This is a genomic window from Methanobacterium bryantii (genome assembly GCF_002287175.1).
Classification (GTDB): domain Archaea; phylum Methanobacteriota; class Methanobacteria; order Methanobacteriales; family Methanobacteriaceae; genus Methanobacterium_D; species Methanobacterium_D bryantii.
The window spans coordinates 212,821-230,902 of the sequence record NZ_LMVM01000012.1; the positions used below are offsets into that span (position 1 = coordinate 212,821).

At 36.3% G+C, this 18,082-nt stretch carries 15 protein-coding genes and 1 tRNA gene; 5 read left to right on the forward strand and 11 right to left on the reverse strand.

Annotation, left to right across the window (positions count from 1 at the left end; all coding sequences use genetic code 11):
• A complete protein-coding gene (gene sepS, locus ASJ80_RS06450; RefSeq protein WP_069585569.1) occupies window positions 1-1,596 on the reverse strand; it encodes an O-phosphoserine--tRNA ligase in 1,596 nt (531 codons plus the stop codon).
• A gap of 288 nt (window positions 1,597-1,884) precedes the next feature.
• Here sepS and tfrA point away from each other — a divergent pair, with 288 nt between their 5' ends.
• Window positions 1,885-3,534 (forward strand): fumarate reductase (CoM/CoB) subunit TfrA, encoded by a 1,650-nt coding sequence (tfrA, locus tag ASJ80_RS06455; RefSeq protein ID WP_069585570.1) that lies wholly within the window; start codon window positions 1,885-1,887, stop codon window positions 3,532-3,534.
• A gap of 100 nt (window positions 3,535-3,634) precedes the next feature.
• On the forward strand, window positions 3,635-4,171 hold the full coding sequence (locus ASJ80_RS06460; RefSeq protein ID WP_069585571.1) for a DUF1697 domain-containing protein: 537 nt from the start codon (window positions 3,635-3,637) through the stop codon (window positions 4,169-4,171).
• 154 nt (window positions 4,172-4,325) lie between these two features.
• Here ASJ80_RS06460 and ASJ80_RS06465 read toward each other — a convergent pair whose 3' ends face one another.
• From ASJ80_RS06465 to ASJ80_RS06480, 4 genes are all read right to left on the reverse strand, one after another.
• Complete coding sequence (locus tag ASJ80_RS06465; protein WP_069585572.1) at window positions 4,326-5,303, reverse strand: hypothetical protein; 978 nt, start codon at window positions 5,301-5,303, stop codon at window positions 4,326-4,328.
• A 428-nt stretch (window positions 5,304-5,731) separates the two neighbouring features.
• A complete protein-coding gene (locus ASJ80_RS06470) occupies window positions 5,732-6,979 on the reverse strand; it encodes a hypothetical protein (RefSeq protein WP_069585573.1) in 1,248 nt (415 codons plus the stop codon).
• Window positions 6,980-7,295: 316 nt separating this feature from the next.
• A tRNA-Arg gene (locus ASJ80_RS06475) sits at window positions 7,296-7,367 on the reverse strand.
• Window positions 7,368-7,624: 257 nt separating this feature from the next.
• The gene (locus tag ASJ80_RS06480) at window positions 7,625-8,257 is read right to left on the reverse strand and encodes a phosphoesterase PA-phosphatase (RefSeq protein WP_069585574.1); all 633 of its coding nucleotides are present in this window, start codon (window positions 8,255-8,257) and stop codon (window positions 7,625-7,627) included.
• Window positions 8,258-8,490: 233 nt separating this feature from the next.
• Between ASJ80_RS06480 and ASJ80_RS06485 the strand changes: the two genes are divergently transcribed.
• Window positions 8,491-9,282 carry a 4Fe-4S binding protein gene (locus ASJ80_RS06485; RefSeq protein ID WP_069585575.1) on the forward strand — a complete coding sequence of 264 codons (792 nt, stop codon included), beginning with the start codon at window positions 8,491-8,493 and terminating at the stop codon, window positions 9,280-9,282.
• 55 nt (window positions 9,283-9,337) lie between these two features.
• On the opposite strand, the gene ASJ80_RS06490 is transcribed toward ASJ80_RS06485, so the two are convergent.
• From ASJ80_RS06490 to mtaB, 3 genes are all read right to left on the reverse strand, one after another.
• Complete coding sequence (locus tag ASJ80_RS06490) at window positions 9,338-10,981, reverse strand: methylamine methyltransferase corrinoid protein reductive activase (protein WP_069585576.1); 1,644 nt, start codon at window positions 10,979-10,981, stop codon at window positions 9,338-9,340.
• A gap of 82 nt (window positions 10,982-11,063) precedes the next feature.
• Window positions 11,064-11,891 (reverse strand): methanol--corrinoid protein MtaC, encoded by an 828-nt coding sequence (gene mtaC, locus ASJ80_RS06495; protein WP_069585577.1) that lies wholly within the window; start codon window positions 11,889-11,891, stop codon window positions 11,064-11,066.
• Between the two features lie 9 nt (window positions 11,892-11,900).
• Complete coding sequence (gene mtaB / locus ASJ80_RS06500; RefSeq protein WP_069585578.1) at window positions 11,901-13,286, reverse strand: methanol--corrinoid protein co-methyltransferase MtaB; 1,386 nt, start codon at window positions 13,284-13,286, stop codon at window positions 11,901-11,903.
• 132 nt (window positions 13,287-13,418) lie between these two features.
• Here mtaB and ASJ80_RS06505 point away from each other — a divergent pair, with 132 nt between their 5' ends.
• Entirely contained in the window at window positions 13,419-13,985 is a 567-nt protein-coding gene (locus ASJ80_RS06505) for a hypothetical protein (RefSeq protein ID WP_245837514.1), read from the forward strand.
• A 37-nt stretch (window positions 13,986-14,022) separates the two neighbouring features.
• On the opposite strand, the gene mtaA is transcribed toward ASJ80_RS06505, so the two are convergent.
• A complete protein-coding gene (mtaA, locus tag ASJ80_RS06510) occupies window positions 14,023-15,093 on the reverse strand; it encodes a methylcobamide:CoM methyltransferase MtaA (protein ID WP_069585579.1) in 1,071 nt (356 codons plus the stop codon).
• A gap of 479 nt (window positions 15,094-15,572) precedes the next feature.
• Between mtaA and ASJ80_RS17850 the strand changes: the two genes are divergently transcribed.
• Window positions 15,573-15,839 carry a protease inhibitor I42 family protein gene (locus ASJ80_RS17850; RefSeq protein ID WP_369802134.1) on the forward strand — a complete coding sequence of 89 codons (267 nt, stop codon included), beginning with the start codon at window positions 15,573-15,575 and terminating at the stop codon, window positions 15,837-15,839.
• Window positions 15,840-15,953: 114 nt separating this feature from the next.
• Here ASJ80_RS17850 and ASJ80_RS06520 read toward each other — a convergent pair whose 3' ends face one another.
• Complete coding sequence (locus ASJ80_RS06520; RefSeq protein ID WP_069585581.1) at window positions 15,954-16,571, reverse strand: phosphatase PAP2 family protein; 618 nt, start codon at window positions 16,569-16,571, stop codon at window positions 15,954-15,956.
• Window positions 16,572-16,724: 153 nt separating this feature from the next.
• Complete coding sequence (locus ASJ80_RS06525) at window positions 16,725-17,885, reverse strand: glycoside hydrolase family protein (RefSeq protein WP_069585582.1); 1,161 nt, start codon at window positions 17,883-17,885, stop codon at window positions 16,725-16,727.
• Window positions 17,886-18,082: the final 197 nt, after the last annotated feature.

Below are 18,082 nucleotides of genomic sequence, written 5' to 3' on the forward strand. Positions count from 1 at the left end.
CTATTCTTTAAGTGTACATGTTATGGTACAGAATACGGGCCCTCGTACATCTATGGCTTTATTTTTACTTGTTATGTAGTTTAAAGCCACGTCTTCTAGTCTTAAATTGATGTCAGAAATGGATCTTGATATAGGTACCCTTAATGTGACTTCTCCGGCTCCGCTTACAACCATTTCTTCAATTTTGTAGGCAGCATCGGCACATATGCCGTCCATGTAAGTTATTTCAGTTGATATCCCATTTTCAAGTGCATTTAACGCATTTTCGTCAGTAACATCTTTTGCAGGGACTCCAATTATGTCTCCCTGATTGATATACACGGTATTCCATGCGGCAGGTCCTAAAAGCTTTGTACCTTTCTCAGGTTCCACCACTTTAACTTCTATATCTTTGCCCAAGAATTCACCTTCAAATGCAGTAAATTCACATGGGGAAGGTGTATCACCGTGTTCTTTAAAGGCAGTTACTATATCGTTCATTAAGTGCCGCCCTTCACCGGTTGCAGGGTAATAATTTATCCGGAGCATGGTTGCAAGGTCGCGGTCTGAAAGCTTCCATTTTCCATAGGTTTGAGGATAAACCATTTCCCTGACATCTGTCTGGTTATAAAGGAGCATTGCAATCCTTTCAACACCTACTCCTAAATTCATGACGTCCTTATCTATTCCGTACTTTGCAAGTGCAATTGGTGAGTACATTCCGAATGTGGCGACTTCTACCCATTCTTTGAGTTTAGGGTGGTAACCATAAACTTCTGTCTGGGTACCTGCTATGTAATATTTAGATTTTTTCTCATCAGGCGTGAATTTGAACTTTTCAAACCCAAAATATTCCAGTAAACTTTCAGACACTGCTTTTCCCATGTCTAAAGATATTTTATCATCTACAATAACACATGAAGCCGAATGGTATGTTGTAAGGTGACTTGCATCTTCCCTCTGTTCCCTTCTGAAACACCTGTCAATTGAGAAAAGTTTTAGAGGTAATTGTCTTTTGTTATGGATATTCTGGAGTGTTATAAACCATCCTGATGTCATATGTGACCTTAAAGTTGTTTTATGAGCTATAGGTGTTAATTCACGGATCTCTGGAAATATTTTTTCCAGGATACGGAGCCCCATATTATTTTTAACATTGAGGGCCTGTGAAACTTCTAAAACCAGGTCGTCTCCACTCACATCTCCTTTTTTATAACATCTAAACACTTCTTTCAGGCCGTCTATCCTTGCATCATCAAGATCTACTCCCATTTTTTCGATCTTTTCAATTTTATCCATTCCAATTCCAATATCGGGTCTTGGAAGCCCGGCTGTATAAAAACACCGATCTAAAACAGCGGGAGCTTCAGGGCCGAACTGTTTGTATATATGCTCTTCTTCAATGAAAACCGGGTTTACAGCTTCATTGAACCCTAAATTAAGATATGCCTGCCTTAACTGCGCAACCGTATCGTAGAGCATGTGGCTTTTACCTGTTTTTAAGTGTATTCGAGGATACTCATCATCATGATGGGGTTTATGCAACGTCTTTGAGGTCATTGTCCACGCTTTCTCGAAATCTTTCTTTGCAAGCTTTACTAGTTTCTTTTTATCCAGAAAAATGCCTCCTGATTAAAATAATTAAAAAGTATTATCAAATTGAATCATGGATTAAATATTTAAATAGAAATTTCGTGCTGATCCCTTTTATATTTAGTTATGTATTTAAAGCATAATCAAAGTTAAATAGAGTTATATGGGATTAAATGCCTCAAAATAATTTAAATGGGGCGATTTTTAATAATAATTTAAATTTAATTCATTATATTTTTAAAAAAGAATATTTTAGAGCTTTTTATATTATTTCTAATAATATTTAAATTAAATGGGCAATATAGTAGAATCATGGAAAGAGAAGTATACGAATGCGACGTTCTAATTATAGGCTCTGGAGGGGCAGGCTGTAGGGCAGCAATAGAAGCGTCTAAATATGATTTAGACATTATAATAGTATCGAAAGGATTAACATTTAAGTCAGGCTGTACTACTTTAGCAGAAGGAGGATACAACGCTGTTTTTGGGGCAGCTGATTGTGCAGACACTGTTGAAGCTCATTTTGAAGACACCCTTAAAGGAGGGGGTTATTTAAACGATTCTAACCTGGTAAGAATTCTGGTAGAAGAAGCACCGCAGAGGTTAATTGAGCTTGAAAGCTATGGAGCTCTTTTTGACAGGCAGGAATCTGGTCAGATTAACCAGCGGCCATTCGGGGGCCAAAGTTACAGGCGTACATGTTTCCAGGGAGATAGGACCGGCCATGAAATGATGCTGGGTTTAAAAGATGAAGTAACAAAGCGCGGTATCAAAACCATGGATGAGATAATGATTACATCTCTCATCATGGATGAAAACGGCCGAAACGTCATAGGGGCATGTGGATTATCACTTAAAGACTCTAAACTTGAGGTATTTAAAGCTAAATCTGTAATTCTTGGAAGTGGAGGTGCAGGCTGGTTATACCCTGTTACTTCAAACACATTACAGAAAACTGGGGACGGCTACTTCATAGCATACAATGCAGGCGCCGATTTACTGGATATGGAGCAGGTGCAGTTCCACCCAACAGGAATGATACATCCAGAATCCAGAAAGGGAGTCCTTGTAACTGAAGCTGTGAGGGGAGAAGGTGGAATTCTCTTAAACTCTGAAGGCGAAAGGTTCATGGAAAAATACGACCCTCGAAAGGAACTTGCAACCCGTGATGTAGTGGCAAGGGCTATATACAATGAGATAAGGGAAGGAAGAGGAACCGCAAAAGGTGGAGTTTACCTTGATGTGACACATCTTCCAGCAGAGGTCATTGAAGAGAAACTTGAGACAATGCTTGCCCAGTTCTTGGACGTTGGTGTAGATATAAGAAAAGAGCCGATGGAAGTAGCGCCAACAGCGCACCATTTCATGGGCGGTGTCAGGATAACTGAAAACGGCGAAACCACTGTGGGTAATTTATTTGCAGCAGGAGAAGCAGCTGCTGGAGTACACGGTGCAAACAGGCTTGGTGGAAATGCACTGGCTGATACTCAAGTATTTGGAAAAAGAGCAGGTGAAGCCGCTGCTAAAAATGCTTTAGATAGTGAATTACTATCAAATGATGCTTTTGTTGATGCTGAAGATGCCAGAATTTCAGGACTTATTAAAGATGGTACTGTATATCCGTTTGAGATTAAAAAAGAGCTTGAAGAAGTCATGTGGAAAGACGTGGCTATAATAAGGAATCAGGAAGGCTTAATGTCAGCCTTAAAGAGGATAAAAGAGCTTAAAGAAATGCTTCCGGACATGAAAGTGCCTGGAGGTATGGACTTTAATAAAGACCTTCAGGATGCCCTTGAAGCATTTGTAATGCTTGATGTGGCAGAAATCGTTACAAAGGCCGCATTTTTACGCCGTGAAAGCAGGGGATCTCACTACAGGGAAGACTATCCTGAAACGAGCGATGACTGGAAAAAGAGCATTGTTTTTAATAAGAGCGGGAGATTGAAGTTTATTGAAAGATAAACGGTTAAATAATTAATTTAACTATTTTTTTTGGATACTAAAGATATTTTGGTGAATTTATCAGTATGTAACTTGAATATCAAAAAAAGGAAATCTGTTCATGAAATACATAGCTTTACTTCGAGGAATCAACATCGGCCGCAGCAAAAGAATAAAAATGGCTGATCTGGTAAAAGCCTTGGAATCACTCGGTTTTAAAAATATAAAAACTTACCTTCAAAGCGGTAATGTTATTTTTGAGCATGATTCAAGTGATATCATGGAAATTAAGGGAAATATTGAAAGAAAAATAAGTGAGACATTCTCTTTTTCTGTAGATGTAATTATTCGGACAAAGAACGAACTGGAAAATATTGTTAAGGGCAATCTATTTATTAAAAAGCCTGATATTGAGCTTGATAAACTGCATGTGACATTTTTATTTGATGTACCTGACCGAAAAGCTGTTTTGAATTTGGATATAAATAAGGCTGAAAATGAACAATTTGAAATTATTGGCAGGGAAGTATACTTATACTGCCCTAATGGGTATGCAAGAACAAAATTAAAGAATGATATGTTTGAGAAGAAGTTAAATACTACAGCAACAACGAGAAATTGGAAGACGACAAATAAGCTGCTTGAATTATTCAGTTAAAGTATAATTTTATTTTTGTGGAATTTAGTTAAATATTTGCTAAAAATTTGGTGCTGTAGAAAACCTATGAAAAAAACTAGAAATTAGTTTTTGAATATTGAGGATATACAAATTTAACAGATATTCCCATAAATTTTAGATGATTTCTACAAAGTTAAAAATTCATCAATACTAAGGCGACTGCAAGTGAAGTTAAGGTTCCCGCAATCAACTTCTTGTTAATAGTCCTTATTTTAAAGGTTTTTTCATAATATACTGCATCTTCTAAGGAAGGGACATATGTGATGGTGCCGCCGCATCTGCAGTGGGTGAAATCATCAGGAATTTCATCATCTTCGAGGCTGTAGTAGCCGTTGCACTTTGAACAGATTAAAAAACCTTTATATTCTTTTTTATTGACCATGGGGCTGATATCAGTTTTAATAATCTTAAAAATAGTTTTATATGCATTTATAACATCTATAGTTGTTATATATGTTTTATTTTTATTAACAGTGCTGCACACAGCAAGAAATTTGGCTATTCTTTTAAGTTCACGTTTGAATGTGATTTCAATACTTCCAATTTCATTAAAGCTTTTTGAGATCAGTAGATCGTGCAGTTTATCAAAAAATCGTTCAGTATGTTTGTCTGTCCATTTGACTTCTTTGATATCATGGAAAAAACTATCGTCAAAGTTATTTGTGGAGTTTACCCTGTCAAAGTTTTCCAGTCCTAAAATGATTTTTTCAAGAATATTGCTGGAGAAAATGGCTTTAACATCTTCTTCATGCAGCCCCCTCCCTAAGTTCATGGAGTAAACCCTTTCCAGGAACCGGTAAAACTGATGAAGTGAAAAGTAATCAACAGAACCTGAGAAGATACTGCTCTTTTCAGGGGTTAAATTATTTGACATAGCTCGCTGTAGTAATGAACTGGTGGAGGGTAACCTGTTATATGCACTGGTTAAAACACTGATGGGATCTTCCCAGTTTTTATAAATATCAAAAAATTCTTCATAGATACCTTTATTTTTCAGATATCCTAGGTCCAGAATGACATTTCTCACACTTTCAAAGTCAAAACCGGTACCTAAATCTTCTAGTTCTCCTCTTATTGATTTAACATAACCTTTATTATACATTAGGGCCATATTTTTCACCGAAATAATATTTTTGGCAATTATGTGGCTTTTAACAAGAAAATTCAAAAAAATAATGGCAGTTTAATCAATATTTATAATCTTTATTGAATATGTGACATGAAGTTAAAGGTGCATGGCATGCTCTAAAGTCATTAATAACCATAAAAATTTGTTATTAAAAGCCACTGTTAGTCTAATATATTGTTAGTACAAAATTTGGCCAGATCATTATATAAATAAGTATTATTTGAATAAAGGTGAAAAAGGATATTTTTATATATCAGAAATTAGAGCACAAATAAATTTTGTATATAAATTAAAATTGGCGGGGTAAATTAAATTTAAAGGGAATAATTTAAGATATATGTTGGGCATTATTTAGAATTCCGCGCTTTAAATTGATTATTTCTATAATTTAAATCTTTTAAAAATTGTTTTTAATCTGCCGCGCTTTTTTTGGACCTTTGACACATGAAAGTCCAGATTCTTCTGCAGTAAATAGCGAAAACTCCCACCACCATAATAAATATGAATATTGTACTTCCTCCAATTGAAGGAATTTGGTTAAATTTAACTCCGGACAGTATAATCGAGGATATGAAAACGGCTATAAAGAAAAGCGCTCCAGAAATATTACCTGTTAAAAATCCATATCTAAATCCGTCTGTGTAGTTTTTAGCCATTAAAATAGTCACAATCCCTATGAGCAGTGCTATTAAAATGATATTATTAAATATGAGGCCAAACATCAGTGAAGTTATGGCCCCTGCAATTAATCCCTTCTCATCCATCACCATTTCTTTAAAAGAGCCTACATACTGTTTCATGTTTTCCAAAGACATGCTGTATACAAGATTACCACCGCAGCTGCACTGAATGAAATCGTCAGGAATTTCATCTTCCTGAAGGTAGTAGTAGCCGTTGCATACGGGACAGATTAATAATCCTTTATATTCTTTTGTATTAACTAAATGGCGAATATCAGTTTCTATAATCTTAAAAAGAAGGTTATAAGAGGATATAACTTCTATCGTAGTTATATATGTTCTTCCTTTACCCACTGTACAGCATACTGTAAGAAATTTGGCTATTCTTTTAAGTTCACGTTTAAATGCAATTTCTCTGTCTCCCATTTCATTGAAGCTTTTTGAAATCAATAAATCATGTAATTTATCAAAAAACTTCTCAGTGTGTTTGTCTGTCCATATAACTTCTTTAATATCCTGAAAAAAACTATCATCCAGCGTTGATGGAGAAACATGCTCAAAATTTTCCTGTCCTAAAATAATCTTTTCTATAATATTACTGGAAAAAATAGCTTTAATGTCTTCTTCATGCAGCCCCCTCCCTAAATTCATGGAATAAACCCATTCCATGAACCTGTAAAGATGATAAAATGAATAATAGTCCACGTAACTTGAAAAAATATTGCTTTTTTCTGGAGTCAACCCATTAGATACTGCCTGAGCTAATAATGGGCTAATGGACTGCAATTCGTTCTGCATACTTGCTGAAACATTAACAGGATCTTCCCATTTTTTAAAAACGTTAAAGAAATTGTTATAAATTCCGTTATCTACAAGATACTGCATACCTGAGATAAGGTTTCTTACGCTTTCAAAATCAAAACCGATCCCTAAATTCTCCAGTTCTCCTTTTATAGAGTTATTAGTTCTTAAAGCCATATTTCCACGTCAAGTTAATTTTAATGTATGCGAATTATTTACGGGTGAAATTAAGAGTATATGGGGTTATAATAATGTAATATTAAATTTATAGATGTAAAATTGATTTTAACAGTAGGTTAAGTATAATTGAGTATTATATCTTGTTAAAATCATTAATAATTTGTTTTAGATATTGTATCATTAATATTATGCATGTGCTGTTATATAAAGCAGTATTATTTGAATAAAAGCGCATAATAATATTAGTTAACTATATTTTATTAAATAAAAGCGAGATTAGATGTTGATTTAAAAAAGAATATTAAAATAAGCATGCCCTGACCGGGACTTGAACCCGGGTAATAGGATCCGCAATCCTACGTGATATCCGCTACACTATCAGGGCAACTTTTAATGATTTAAAAATTATCTAATAAAAAACGCTCTTTTTACATCTTTAATTTTTTTAATATTTAAAATTTTAATTAATTTTGGAAATTTCAATCTATTCACTGGATCATTGTATTATAACTCAATAAATTTATATTATACATTTATCTCAGTTATACTGGTCATGTGTTGATTCTGTGTTCAACATAAAACTAGTAAATTGCAATTAGCACATCAAAACCAAAATTACAGTTTTTAATAGATTTAATTAATTTAAGGTATCCTTAAACCTAGATATGGAATATAAGTCATACATAATCTGAACTGCATCCATGTAACGGTAAAACTGGTAATCGCTCCAACAATAACTTGGGCGGGGGTGTGCTGGTTAAGATAGACACGGCTCCACATGACCATAATAAGAGGGAATCCAAATAAAAGTCCGGGATATCCAAATATGCAAGTTATTGCTGCTGCGGGTCCTGCAATTCCCATAGAATGCACGCTGATTTTCCAGAAAAAGGTTACAAATATGGTCAGTATTATATTTGTGAGGTAGCACAGCATCAATATGGCGGCTACAGCGGGGGCCCCTGCAATAAAAAGCATGATTATTCCAATAATATAAGATAATGCCCCGAAAAGCAGAGGGAATGTACGTTCATCTTTGTCACTTACATCTAAATCTAAATTTTTACTTTTTATCCACATTAAAGCTGCTATTAGTGGTAAAAAAGTCCCGAAAAGCAGGCAGATAAATGTTGATATTAAAAAATTATTTCCACCAGCTGCAAAATAATTTATAATAACGAAAACTGGTATGGTTACTATTACAGGTTGTACAATGTTTGAAACTACCTGGGCGAACCCATGTTTAAATTTAAAATTAGAAGCAACTGATTTCATCCTTTACCTTTCATAATTGATGTTATTTATTTTAAATATCATATATATTAAATTTACGGTCTTTAATTAGAGGTATTAAGTATTAATAGTGTATTTTTAAGATTTTTATATATTGTAAGTATATAACATATGTTTATATATGATTTTAACTGCGGGTTAAATGAAATTTCATTTAATTTTATTTATACTGTATTATATCTATATAATTATATTATTATTTTATGGTGAAAGTTATGTGTGAATTCTGCGTTCAGCATGGGGCTGGTAAAAAATGGTATCTGGCTGCTCAAAATTATGCTGATAAACTGGTGCAATCACAAGAAAGAAGATTATTTATAGAAAGTGTTTTTAAAGACTATAGAAAGATGTACGGGAGACAGGTACGTATAGCGGATGTTGCACTCAAAATACCGCTTGTTAAGAAATATGCATTGATGAAGTTCAATGCATTTTTTACAAGTGACCATTCCGGCCATGTAGTTTCCCTTGAAGATGCAGTTTCCATATGTGGTATTCCTGGGAGGGTCAGCCTTGTTGACTGTCCCTGCAGTAAGTATCTTTTTGGTAAGGATGTGAAAAAATGCATACTTTTTGGGACCACTGCGGAAATTGTGGATAATATTCCTGAATTTGCACCGGTACAGGATATAGGAGCTGAAGATGCTGCAGAGTTCCTTAAGGGTCTCGATGAACAGGGTACGATTCATACAATATGGACGTTTAAGACACCGTATATAGGTGTTATCTGCAACTGTAATAATAGAGACTGTGTTTTAATGCATTTAAATCAGCGTTACAAAGATTTAAATGTCATAAGAGAGGGCCATGAAGTTGCGGTGGTAAATAAGGAAATCTGTAATGGATGTGGGAATTGTCAAAGGGCATGCCAGTTTAAAGCAGTTACAATAAATGAAAAAAAAGCAAAAATTAACAATAGTTGCTATGGCTGCGGTGTATGCCGGAATTTTTGCCCTGTAGGGGCAATTCAGCTGGTGCCAAGAATTGAATTAGAATTAATCAAGTGATTGTAGTAAATAACGTGCAAATTTTTTTATAAATCCATTAATCTCCGACATTTGGTTATGCACTATGATGTTTACTGTTTCTATCTGTAGTAAGCAGTTCTTCATACTTAAATACCTTTTGAGGACAGCCTAGTTCACACCTTAAACATGCCATACCTGAGCAGCGGTCTGTTCTTATTGTAACTACTCCATTTTCGATGGTCAGTGCATCTTCAGGGCAGTTTTGGACACATGTCATGCAGCTGGTGCACCCTTCAAATTCTGCCTTTAATAAACCGCCTATTTTAGTTATTTTCAGGCCTTCTTCGCCCAGTTCAGGTATGTCCCTTTCAAAAATTCTATGTATCACAGGGTTGGAAACCTTTGGTGGGATTTTTTGAAAACCGTATTTGGTCAACCAATCATTGTACATCCAGAAAGGCATTCCTTGCTCACACATTGCCAGTTCTAAAGAGTATATTTTTTCGAAAGTGGGGGATGTGGCAAGTGTTATGTGTTTGCTGCGCATTCCATCTGCTATTTTCTGCAGCTTTTCAAGGAGTCCTGGATCTAGGACTAAATCTTTCGCCATTGCTAATGAGGTATTTCCCATCTGGTAGATTTCACGGGAGGAAGGAGGAATTTGTCCAATGTTCAGGGATTTATGTGGATCTACGTAAAATCCTGAAGCTCCCGCCATGTAGGTTTCATCAATTTCATCAAGGAACACTCCTGATTCTTCTGCTAAAGTTAAATGGGCAGCTCTAAATGCCCCTAACGCTTTGCCTATGTTCTCAATATCCTTTTCTGTGAGATATATATCGTCGTGTAAGTTGATTTTACCATTATGGCTCTTTATTTTAGGCAGTGATATGATACTTGTACTTAGTCCCAAGCTGTAAGCAGCAATTACACCTGTTCCAGTTATACCTATTGGTTTCACGTTATTTTTCGCGCTTAAAACAACGTCTCCACCTGAAGGATCGACTGTAGCTCCATCCTGGGCTATAAGATCAGTATCTAAAACACGGGTTTTCCACCCGTAGTCAGTAATTTCCAGATCACATATAGTTCCTGGAGAAGCTAATCTGCCCTTTTCTATCATCTGTCCTTCTACTGCTGGACCTGCAGCAGCAGAGCATGAATAAACTTCACCATCTATGACTAATGCTATTTCGGCATTTGTTCCAAAGTCTGATACCAGATAAATCCCTTTTTTTTCTAAAACTTGAGACTTAAAAAGCATAGCAAGAGCATCTGCCCCGATTTCATGTTTTATGGCTGGAGGAATATATATTTCGGCTTCTTGGTTAATGTTAAGGCCTATTTCGGCAGCATTTACGGTAATAGCATCTCTTGAAGGGGGAGTTACATGTAACCTTTCAAGTGCATGGGGGCCCCAGTAAGCTAAATCCCTTATTTCTATATTATGGAACAAAGAGAGTTGTATGGGATTACCACATACAGCTAACCTCTCTACATTCTCAAGATCTATATTTAAACTTTCTAACACTTTATTTACCGAGTCAATAAGAATTTCATGGGCGGTATCTCTGCCGACTTTTATGGCGAAATGAAGGTGGTCTACTACATTAGCTCCAGGTAGGGGGTGCCTGAGGGTAATTGCAGTAGAAATTACTTTTCTCTCCTCAATATTTAGAGCTTGTGCTCTAATACCGCTGGTTCCAATATCCAATGCTATTCCATATCTGGTTTTCATTTGATGTACCTCAAATGTTTAAGTCCCTTAAAAATTAGTTTTAAATATTCTAAAAAGAAAAAATAAAAATTTAAGTATTTTTTTAGTCGTATTCAGGAACGAATTCTCCGACTATCTGTGAATACTCTTTTCTGATATCTTTCCATGTTTTCTTGTCTTTTAATATACTGTCCGCAAGTTTTGGGGCGTGATATGCTTCAACACCATATACACTCATAGGGAAAGATTCTACAAAGTCCTTTCTTACAGAACCACCACCGCATCCAATGGCAGGAACCTCAAGACCGTTTTTCTCAAGTTCCTCAACCACTTTAGGGAAAGCAGTCATGGTAGTTGTCATTAGAGCTGTTCCGGTCATAAATATTGGTTTGTATTCTTTTACAGCTTTTATAACCTCTTCATTAGGCACATCTCTACCTAGATCTATTGCATCATATCCATTAGCTCTTAAAAACATCACTACCAGGTTTTTACCTATATCGTGGGGATCTCCTTCGGCAACAAAAGAAACTACAGTTCCTTTGGTTTCACTTTTATGGCCCAGAGCTTTTTCACTTTCTTTTAAGCCTTCCATCATGGAATCTCCAGAAAGCATCAGGTCTGGAAGGAAATAAAAGCCTTTAGTGTAAAGTTCGTTAACTGCATCCATTCCCTTCATTAAACCGTTGTTAATTACATCCATTGGTGTTTCGCCGCTTTTTAACCCTTCCTTAACTTTACTAACTGCTTCTTCTGTATCTCCACGGAGCACAGCCCTCGCAATTGATCTGTAAGGTTCCTCTTTAGGGAGAATGGTCTGCACATCAGGGTCATTTTCAGGTGTTATTGCTGGTCCTTCCAGTTCTACATTATATCTAACTGCTATAAAGTCTTGATCCAGTTTTGATTCTAATTCTTCAATATAATTCATTTTAACACCTCAGAGGTCATAATTTTTAGGATTAAAGTCAGGTACTTTCCTTGAATATGATCTTATACATTCATCTATAAATTGATCCTTATCTACAGGTAAATCCTCAAGGATTTTAAGAGCGTTATCAAGCGAATCTCTTTCAAATCGTGTAAGATACATTTTATTGGCGTCAACTGCTTCATTTATTATTTTTCCTGCTTCAATGGCAGCTGCCCTTGACCTCAGATATGTATCTTTACCATATTTGACTATGGCTTCACCTATCCTGTGGGCGTTATCGTAGGCAAGTACCAGTGCCTGAGGGTCTCTGTATTTATCTGTGAGAGTGTAAAGGTCTCTTAAAACTTCTTCTTGTCCTGTTTGGAGGGCGGTATTCATGAGGGATGCTTCGTACCCTGTGGCCTGCAGCCATACTTCTGGAGTTGTTCCTCCCATTTCCTGCCTGTGGTAAACCGATTCGTTACTCCATACGTCTGTAACTCCACAAACAAGGTTACCCATTAAATCGGAGTGGGCGCAAACTGCATTTTTACCTTCCATTGCTATAGGAACTCCGCTTATTGCTTTTATGATTGGGTTTTCATATCCACAGTCTTTTAGTGGACCAACTGCACCGCATTCAACTGCCACAAGGCTCCTTGCAGCACCCATTCCCCTTGCGAGTGCAGCAACGGTATGTGAAACATCTTTATCCAGCAGCCCACCTGCGATGAACATGGCGGTATTAGCCTGGGAACAATCTGTATCTCCGCCAGGCCTGCAGTCATATTTTTTACAGATATTAACGATTCTTTTCCACATATATTCCATATCTATGCTTCCAAGGACACCTATACCAAAAAGTATTGCCCTTATATCTCCTCTCGCAATTCCATAATCTGATAATGCTTTTCCTCCCATAGTTTCTATACAGAGATCAGAAGCCCCGTTTGCAGCACAGGCTTCCATAGACTCTTCAATTTTGTTATCGTAATCTGATCCTCTAAGTCCTGGTCCTCTTTCTTCTATTCTTATATCAGCGGGTGTCTGTCTAAGAGATACTCTTATGCCGTATTCGTCGTAGTATTTTTCTAAAATTTCAGCCTGAACTCGGGTGGTTTCTGCAGCCCATTCTGGATTGTTGGTCTGCTGGGAAACATGTTCTTGCTCTAACATGAACGCAGGCAGACCTATACCGACAGCCCTTTCACAGGCACTTTGCGCTATATTACGGCATTCTGCTATCATCTTCTCTTTTGATCCTTCAGAACCTTCTACTGGAGCTACTTTTACTTCTGGTACTACGTAACCGGCACCAAACTGCATGTTCCAACGTTGACTCACTGGAAATTTCGCACGGCCGAAAACCATTTCTTCAGGTTTTTTATACACCATTTTAGTAAATCTTTTCACATTTTTCACCACTAGTTATTCATATAATAATTAATCATAATTATATAACGTTCAAATTGTTTATATTTTTGGAATTGGATAAAGAAATTAAAATTTATCGAATTAGTCATGTAGCCAATGCATCATGGAGATATGGAAAAAATGGCAGTTGAAAATGCAGTAAAAATAATAAAAAAGCTAAAAGGAGTCCTTGACGTGCAAAAGCTTTCAGAGGAAGATAAAAAAGCTCTGCTTGAAATTGAATCCAGCAGGAAGGGAGATATGATACCTGTAGTCAACACAGGACTGGAAGAATGCATGAAACAAGATTTTTATTTGGCTGTGCTCAAGAATACAGAATTTAGGAGTCCGCCAATACCTACTGTACTCCTTGTAACTGACAAAGGCCGAATATTGGGACAGGAGCTCATTTCTCCAGAAGAAAAGGAAAAATATCAAAATAGAAAAGACGCATATTTTCTAAGCCCTGAATTCGTTATTTTTAAACCTGATGAATCAACAAGGGGCATGCAAAGAGAAAAAGAATTTTTTCTTCTACCACCAGTACCATTTCCAGAATTAGAAGATATTGAAGGAATATGTGATGTAGTATCATGCAGCCCTTCAACTGAAGGTGACTCGTACCTCAAAGATAAATATAGATATCCTAAAGATCCCCACATCGCCACTATACTGGTTGGATTTTCTAGTAAAAGATAAGAAAAACTAAGAAAAAGGAAAAATAATCTTTTTTAAGTTAGATATTGGACACTGTAAATTCGTTACGTGCTTCGATCATGGCTTTGATGTTTTCAAGGGGAGTGTTTGGAGCTAAACCACAACTTGGAGCTATTATATCTACTCCTGCTTCTAAAACTTTTTTAACTTCTTCTTTAACTTGATCAGGTGAACCTCTAAAGAGTGTTTCGCTTGAAGAAATGTTACCTATGATTTTTGGGACTTTATCTCCTCCACCCATACTCATAGTTCTTCCGCCAACTCTTATGGTTTTTCCTCCACCTTTAATCGCTTCTTTTGCTCTTGTTATATCTACTTTTTCTTCAATGCTTAGCCCATCAAAGCCCGTGGCCGCCATGTCCTTTATAATAGGTTCTGTGGATCCACATATGTGAAGGACTTTAGCTGTGTTTATCTGTACTGCTAAATCTTCTAATCTTGGTTTAACTATTGTTTTAAACTGTAAAGGGTCAATAAGCTCAGGGGCAGACGTTGGATCAGCAACACAGATTACATCTGGACCTGCATCAGCAACAGCATTTGCATATTCAATAGATATGTCCAGTGCTTCATCCAAAGCTGCTTCAACTTCATTTTGTCTGGTTCGCATGTACCTTACAAGCTTTTCCACACCGAGCAGATGTCCTGTGAGGGTGAAAGGACCGGTAATTCCAACGATAATTGGAAGTGTATCTCCATATTTGTCCTTTAATTTCTTAATTGCTTCCAGTACAACTGGAATCCTTCCTTTACTGAGAAAATCATCAGGCATACTTATATCGCTGCTGTTTTCAAACGGACTTTCCACAACCTGTGGAGTTCTATCTTTGTTACCAAGATCCACTTTGCAGCCCATGGCTTCAGCTTCAACTGTAAGACAGAATGGAATTCTTGCGCATTCCAATCCTGCAAGTTCGTAGAGAGAACTTCCCAGTGCTGCCATTTTTTCCGCGTCACTGTGCGCTTCTGGCCAAAATGCGTCTGTTTTTTCCATAGCTTCAGTTATACCAAGTTGGGTGACACTGACTACTGGTGTAACATCGGTTTCTTCATCTCTAAGTACTGCAAGTACATTTTCTTTTAGATTCATAAAAATCACTGTATTTAATATGTTGTTTAAACTGTTTAAATTTTTGGTATAATGTTATTTAGATAAAAACATGGAAATGCGTCCTTTAAAACTTTCTAAAAACAAAACTCGGGATGTTGAGTAATTAAAAATAATTGTTTTGAGAGTAATATCCTTATTTTTATTTTTAATGTGATTAAATTCCTAAATGTTTTGATAATTTAACCTTTTAAATTGTTTTTTACACAGAAAATCGTTAAAACTATATATTACTAATTATAAATATATTAATAATCAGTTAGGGGCGTATCAAAATATTTCTAAAATATATAGCTAAAACAGAGGTGATTTAAATTAAAAGATATCTAGCACTACTCATATCTTTCCTGGCATTAAGTCTCCTGGTTTCAGGAGTATCTGCAGCACAAAGTCAAAGCGCTGCAACCCACCCAGTCATAAAAAATAAGTTAGTCAACGTAAATAAAGAGTTTAAAATAGCACTGGAAAGTAATCCCACCACTGGTTATTCATGGATGGCTAAATTCAATCCAAGATATATACAGCTTGTAAACTCAACATACTTTCCTTACAAGACCGCAACTAATGTTGTTGGATCTGGAGGAGTACAGGTATTCACTTTCAAAGCAATCAGACCGGGAATATCACGAATTACACTTGAATACCAGAGACCGTGGGCAGAAACAGTCCCTCCTATAAAAGAAGTTAAATATAACATATTCGCGTTCGGATGCATCTATAGGCTTTAAAAATGTTATAGTACTCATTTAGAACTTGTTCGTTAGCTTGAATAAAATTGTGAACTATATGTGGCCTCAAACTTTCTGCAGGCCACATTTGATATTTTATTTTAACTTGGCCCTTTAATGGATTAAAAGATGTATTTGTAAGGTGGTCAGTATAAATCCAAGTAATGCCCCTGTTACAACCTGTCCTACAGTGTGCCTTTTTAGATAAACTCTGCTCCACATTACTATGGGAATGATGGCGCCAAATAAGCATCCAATAGGACCAAAGGCGTAAATTAACACAGTTGTAGGTCCTGCAACTCCCATTGCATGGATGCTGATTTTCCAGTAGAGGTTTATAAAAAACACGATCAGAGTATTTGAAAAGTAGCTGAACATGAGGATGGTTGTTAGGATAGGTGCATTTATGGCGTATAAAACTGCAGTTCCTATAAAATAAGATAAAATCACTATGATAAGGGGATAGTTTCGGTCTTTCCTTTCAGGTATATCCATGTCCATTTCTTGACCGTGATGTCGTTTACCTTCAATCCATCTAAGTACAAATAAGACTGGTAATATGCATGTAAAAATGGCACATATAGTTGTTATCACTATAAAATCATGGAAATTCAGAAAATAGTAGTTCATTATTGCAAATGCCGGAATTGAAATTATGGGGGCATATGCAATGTATGAAATAAACACTGCAAACTGTTTTTTAAAGTCATCTTTGATAAAATGGACTGTCATGGAATTACCTAATGATACAAACATTGAATGTAGTGAATATTTAAATTTTTGTGATAATGAGATTTAGATATATTTAATTTTTAGATTATTAACTGTTTCTACTTACCACATTTAGGTGATATGTCATGGATACAGGAAGTATGTGTCAAAGAGTTAAATTCTTAAAAACTCATCCGGAGCAAGACTAGTAGCTAGCATTACCATGTTAATATCTTTATGATCAGTCCAGCTGCTGTATTTCCTGTTTTCATCAGTTATCCAGAATTGATCTATAATTTCACCAGTTGGTTTATATCTTAAGAGAGATTCAACTTGCTGCCGCAGGGAATTATTAAACAAGTCTGGATTCTCTTTGATTAACCCATGCAGCTTTTCAACACCTTTTAAACCAATTGATAATCCAAGTTCGCGGAAAGCAAGGCGGTATTCTGCTGGAAGATCTAGGGAGTTACCTGCCGCAAAAGATCCAAGGCAGGGTAATGATGAGCCTATAATTGTTTTAAGCAGGTTGTTATAAGAAAAACCGTGAACTATCAATTGTGCAGTTCTTGATGCATCAGATAATAGGCCGCCGATGCCTAAAGAATCATTTGTAACCATACTTTGGCCCCTGCAAATACCTGCCATATCATTTATCTCATTACTAAGATCAAATTCAGACAGCTGTTTGAAATTTCTGGCCGCCGCCTGCAGCTCGCTGTAGGTTATGAAACCATCGAGGGGGTCATGCTGTCCCATGGCAAAAACAAGAGGATAGGTAAGGTCAATACTCATTTTCCAGTGCATTCGTTTTTGACTGCTTGAAGATGGAGCGTAAGTGAACCTTGCATGAGCAGCTTGCGCTAGCTCAATTGCCCACCTTAAATAGCTTGGATTTCCAGAAACCTGACTCACACGGTTTAAGGCGTGCATCCACTTTGTCAGGTAATGGTAGTACTGTCCATCCTGGTCCCATTCCGTGCTCTCATCGAACTGTTCATTATTTTTGCGCTCGGACAGCGGCTTTCCAATCCGTAGACCTCCTTTAGTTGGGTGTAGTTCTCCTTCACCCTCATCAAAGCCGCTGATCCATCCTGAGCGTGGATCATCCGCGCGGTGCTTGCCTAACGTGTGGTGCACCTGGTTAACTAACTGAAATGCGAGATTTAAATAAGTTTTATCATCTGTCTGGCGGAAAAGTTCAAGAAAATTACAAACTGCAAATGCATCTGTCCATAAATAACGTTGGGGGTTAGTTTTAACTGGTTCAAGGCCAGTTGAACTTGCAAAATCAAGCATGATTTCTTTAACAGAATCTAAATCTGTTTTTTGCATATTTTTCACCAAAATTTTATCATACTTATTTATCAATTTTGGCGTACTTATAATTTGCCGTGGTTTAGGTGATTTGTTTTTGTTTAATATGGACTTATGTACAGTATTTTTTTTATTATATCCTTAAAAAATAGTATTTTTAAATTTTTCGGGATATATCAATGTTTAAAATAAATAAGGGAAAAATAGATAATTTT

Bases quoted from the DNA above. Each gene is read 5' to 3' on its own strand.
- tfrA (WP_069585570.1), top strand. From the start codon at position 1,885: ATGGAAAGAGAAGTATACGAATGCGACGTTCTAATTATAGGCTCTGGA.
- ASJ80_RS06485 (WP_069585575.1), top strand. From the start codon at position 8,491: ATGTGTGAATTCTGCGTTCAGCATGGGGCTGGTAAAAAATGGTATCTG.
- ASJ80_RS06465 (WP_069585572.1), bottom strand. From the start codon at position 5,303: ATGGCCCTAATGTATAATAAAGGTTATGTTAAATCAATAAGAGGAGAA.
- mtaC (WP_069585577.1), bottom strand. From the start codon at position 11,891: ATGAATTATATTGAAGAATTAGAATCAAAACTGGATCAAGACTTTATA.
- ASJ80_RS06490 (WP_069585576.1), bottom strand. From the start codon at position 10,981: ATGAAAACCAGATATGGAATAGCATTGGATATTGGAACCAGCGGTATT.
- ASJ80_RS06480 (WP_069585574.1), bottom strand. From the start codon at position 8,257: ATGAAATCAGTTGCTTCTAATTTTAAATTTAAACATGGGTTCGCCCAG.
- ASJ80_RS06525 (WP_069585582.1), bottom strand. From the start codon at position 17,885: ATGCAAAAAACAGATTTAGATTCTGTTAAAGAAATCATGCTTGATTTT.
- ASJ80_RS06520 (WP_069585581.1), bottom strand. From the start codon at position 16,571: ATGACAGTCCATTTTATCAAAGATGACTTTAAAAAACAGTTTGCAGTG.
- ASJ80_RS06505 (WP_245837514.1), top strand. From the start codon at position 13,419: ATGGAAAAAATGGCAGTTGAAAATGCAGTAAAAATAATAAAAAAGCTA.
- ASJ80_RS06470 (WP_069585573.1), bottom strand. From the start codon at position 6,979: ATGGCTTTAAGAACTAATAACTCTATAAAAGGAGAACTGGAGAATTTA.
- ASJ80_RS06460 (WP_069585571.1), top strand. From the start codon at position 3,635: ATGAAATACATAGCTTTACTTCGAGGAATCAACATCGGCCGCAGCAAA.
- mtaA (WP_069585579.1), bottom strand. From the start codon at position 15,093: ATGAATCTAAAAGAAAATGTACTTGCAGTACTTAGAGATGAAGAAACC.